Origin of the sequence: Streptomyces kebangsaanensis (assembly GCF_001906585.1) — a bacterium.
Lineage (GTDB): Bacteria > Actinomycetota > Actinomycetes > Streptomycetales > Streptomycetaceae > Streptomyces > Streptomyces kebangsaanensis.
Genome location: NZ_JUJA01000057.1, coordinates 13812 through 17395, shown reverse-complemented (window position 1 = coordinate 17395; position 3584 = coordinate 13812). Strand labels below are relative to the sequence as shown.

3 protein-coding genes and 1 pseudogene are annotated in these 3584 nt (G+C 69.8%); 3 read left to right on the top strand and 1 reads right to left on the bottom strand.

The window, feature by feature from the left end; all coding sequences use genetic code 11:
- Positions 1-65: 65 nt before the first annotated feature.
- Entirely contained in the window at positions 66-542 is a 477-nt protein-coding gene (locus tag RH94_RS08090; RefSeq protein ID WP_073946949.1) for an SRPBCC family protein, read from the top strand.
- Between the two features lie 82 nt (positions 543-624).
- Here the strand turns inward: RH94_RS08090 and RH94_RS08085 are convergent, their stop codons facing one another.
- Complete coding sequence (locus RH94_RS08085) at positions 625-1923, bottom strand: extracellular catalytic domain type 1 short-chain-length polyhydroxyalkanoate depolymerase (RefSeq protein ID WP_073946948.1); 1299 nt, start codon at positions 1921-1923, stop codon at positions 625-627.
- Between the two features lie 246 nt (positions 1924-2169).
- On the opposite strand from RH94_RS08085, the pseudogene RH94_RS08080 reads away from it, so the two are divergent.
- Together RH94_RS08080 and RH94_RS42760 are read left to right on the top strand one after the other, a co-directional pair.
- Positions 2170-3344, top strand: a pseudogene (locus RH94_RS08080) (endo-1,4-beta-xylanase); the annotation flags it as partial.
- Between the two features lie 65 nt (positions 3345-3409).
- Positions 3410-3535, top strand: a complete 126-nt coding sequence (locus RH94_RS42760; RefSeq protein ID WP_324614248.1) for a cellulose binding domain-containing protein — start codon at positions 3410-3412, stop codon at positions 3533-3535.
- Positions 3536-3584 lie beyond the last annotated feature (49 nt).

Genomic DNA, 3584 nt, shown 5'->3' with positions numbered 1-3584 from the left:
CCTGCCGAGATGTCGCGGCGGGGCAGCCGTCCCGCCGCGGCCGGTCAGCGAGACAGGAGGCGCAGATGAGCACGGTCAAGGAAATGGTGGAAGTCGACGTCCCCGTCCACGCCGCCTACAACCAGTGGACGCAGTTCGAGGAGTTCCCGAACTTCATGGAGGGGGTCGAGGAGGTCAGGCAGATCGACGACCGCCACAACCACTGGACCACCAAGATCGGCGGCGTCAAGCGGGAGTTCGACACCGAGATCGTCGACCAGCTGCCCGACGAGCGCATCACCTGGCGCAGTACCAGCGGCGACACCCGGCAGAAGGGCATGGTCCGCTTCGAGCGCGTGGACGACACGCACACCCGGGTGGAACTCGTCATGGACGTCGAACCCACCGGAGCCGTGGAGAAGGCCGGCGACATGACCGGCGTGATCGACCGGCGCGTCAAGGGGGACATGAAGCGCTTCAAGCAGTACATCGAGCAGCGCGGGGGCGAGACCGGAGCCTGGCGGGGCCGTATCCGGCCCGAGGACGCCGGCCCCTCGCTCTGAGTCCCGCCGAGCCCGGCCCTCACCGCGCCCCGGCCGCCCCCGACGAACGCTTCGGGGACGCCCGGGGCGCGTCCGTGTCCGTTCAGCCTCTCTGGCAGACGGCCCCGTTGAGGGTGAACGACGAGGGTGTGCCGGTGTTTCCGGTGTGGGTGGCCTGGAAGCCGAGGGTGGTGGAGGCTCCGGGGGCCAGGGTGGCGTTGTAGGCGGCGTTGCGGGCGGTGACGGCGCCGCTCGTCGGGGAGAAGGTCGCGTTCCAGCCGGAGGTGATGGTCTGCCCGGCCGGCAGGGTGAAGTTCAGCGCCCATCCGTCGATCGGCGCGGTGCCGGTGTTGGTCAGCGTGATCGACGCGGTGAGTCCGGTGTTCCAGGCGCTGGTCGTGTACGTCACCCGGCAGGCGTCCGCCGGTGGGGTGGGCGGCGGGTCGGTCGGCGGCGGGGTGGTCGTGGAGTCCAGGCCGAAGAAGGCGATGGCGCGGGCGGCCATGCCGGCGGTGGGCAGGGAGTGTCCGGTGCCCTGGATGCTGATGGCCTCGACGGGTGCCTGGGTGCCGGTGCCGCCGTAGCGCGTACGGGTCCAGGAGGACTGCGGGCTGTCGGTGAAGGCGGGTGTCTGGCTCACGCCCAGGACGTTGGTCCACTGCTTGATCTCTTCACCGAAGTTCGGGTAGCGCAGGGTGGGGTCCTCGGTGCCGTGCCACACCTGCATGCGCGGCCGGGGGCCGTTGTAGCCGGGGTAGGCGCCGCGGACCAGGTCGCCCCACTGCTGGGGTGTCCTGATCACGGTGCCGTTCGCACAGGCGCTGTTCCACTCGGAGCCGTCGGTCGTGGCGAAACAGCCGAACGGCACGCCCATGAAGGCGGCGCCGGCCTTGAAGACGTCGGGGTAGTCGCCGAGCAGGACGTTGGTCATCATCGCGCCCGAGGAGGCGCCGGTGACGAAGACGCGCGCCGGGTCGGCCCCGTAGTGCTGCTGGGCGTAGGTGACCATGGACATGATGCCGACCGGGTCGCTCCCGCCGCCGCGCCTGAGCGCCTGCGGTGAGGACACGTCGAAGCAGCTGCCGCTGCGCGTGGCCGAGGGGTAGATGACGAGGAAGCCGTACCGGTCGGCCAGGGAGGCGAACTCGGTGCCCGAGTGGAAGGCGGGCCCGGAGCCGGTGCAGTAGTGCACGGCCACGAGCACGGCGGGGCGGGCCGGGGCACTGTCCGGGCGGTACACGTACATGCGCAGGTTGCTGGGGTTCGCACCGAATCCGGTCACCTCCGTCAGGGAGGCGGCGCGGGCGCTCGGCGCGGCCAGCAGCAGGGCCGCGAGAAGGGGTGCCACGCCTGCGAGCAGAGCCGTCAGCAACAGGCGGAACCCGGGTCTTCTTCGGATCATGTCACCGTCCTTGGGCGTCCGAAAGTTTCGATCCTGTTTCGGGAAGGCGTCGCGCCACGCTAGAGGCGCAGCACAGTCGCGTCAACAGCCGGAGCGGCGCCCAACTCCCTTATGACCACAGAGGGGTCGAGCTTCGGCCATCCACCCGGCCGACATGCGCCAACCGTTGACCGACGCCGTCTCTGTTCGTAACCTGCGCGTCGAATTCGATCCGGCAATCGAAACTTTCGCAGAAATGGAGATGGCATGGTCATGCCTTCAGTGCGACGGGTGGCGCAGGCGTTCGCGTCCACCCTGCTCGCCGCCACCACGGTCACGGCCCTGGCGCACAGCGCCGCGGCCGCCGACACCCTGGGCTCCGCCGCGGCCGGAAAGGGCCGCTACTTCGGGGCCGCCGTGGCGGCGAACCACCTCGGGGAGTCGGCCTACGCCGCCACGCTCGACCGCGAGTTCAACCAGGTGACGCCGGAGAACGAGATGAAGTGGGACGCCACCGAGGGCACCCGCAACACGTTCACCTTCGGCGCCGCCGACCAGATCGTCAGCCACGCGCAGAGCCAGGGGATGAAGGTCCGCGGGCACACGCTGGTGTGGCACTCCCAGCTCCCCTCCTGGGTCTCCGGGCTCTCCGCGACCGACCTGCGGTCGGCGATGAACAACCACATCACCCAGGTCATGCAGCACTACAAGGGCAAGATCCACTCCTGGGACGTGGTCAACGAGGCGTTCCAGGACGGCTCCAGCGGTGCGCGGCGCAGTTCCCCGTTCCAGGACAAGCTCGGCAGCGGCTTCATCGAGGAGGCCTTCCGCACCGCCCGCACGGCCGACCCGAACGCCAAGCTCTGCTACAACGACTACAACACCGACGGCGCCAACGCGAAGAGCAACGCGGTCTACGCCATGGTCAAGGACTTCAAGTCCCGCGGTGTGCCGATCGACTGCGTGGGCTTCCAGTCCCACTTCAACCCCGCCTCCCCCGTACCGTCCGACTACCAGGCCAACCTGCAGCGCTTCGCCGACCTCGGCGTGGACGTGCAGATCACCGAACTGGACATCGAGGGCTCCGGCAGCGCCCAGGCCACCAACTACGGCAACGTCGTCAAGGCCTGCCTGGCGGTGAGCCGCTGCACGGGCATCACCGTGTGGGGGATCACCGACAAGTACTCCTGGCGCAGCAGCGGCACTCCGCTGCTGTTCGACTCCAACTACGCCAAGAAGCCGGCGTACAACGCCGCCCTGGCCGCGCTCGGCGGCTCGGGAAGCGACGACGGGGGCTCGGACGGCGGCGGCAACCCCGGGGCCGCCTGCACGGCCGTCTTCACCAGGACCTCGGACTGGAACGACGGTTACAACGGTGAGGTCGTCGTGAAGGCGGGCGCCGCCCCGATCACCGGCTGGACCGTGACGCTCGCCTTCACCCCNCCCGCCGCAGAAGGTCTCCACCCTCTGGAACGGCACCCCCAGCTGGGACAGCAGCGGCAGCGTCATGACCGTGCGCCCCGCCTCCTACAACGGCAGCCTCGCGGCGGGCGCCTCGACCAGTTTCGGCTTCACCGCCGTGAAGAACGGCAGCAACACCACACCGACGGTCGGAACCTGCACGGCGTCCTGACGAGCCGGGCGGCGGCCGGGACGTCCCTCCTACGACGGCTCGGCCGGCC

What these genes read in the sequence shown, in the direction of transcription:
- RH94_RS08090 (WP_073946949.1), top strand. Translation starts at nt 66, where the DNA reads ATGAGCACGGTCAAGGAAATGGTGGAAGTCGACGTCCCCGTCCACGCC.
- RH94_RS08085 (WP_073946948.1), bottom strand. Translation starts at nt 1,923, where the DNA reads ATGATCCGAAGAAGACCCGGGTTCCGCCTGTTGCTGACGGCTCTGCTC.
- RH94_RS42760 (WP_324614248.1), top strand. Translation starts at nt 3,410, where the DNA reads ATGACCGTGCGCCCCGCCTCCTACAACGGCAGCCTCGCGGCGGGCGCC.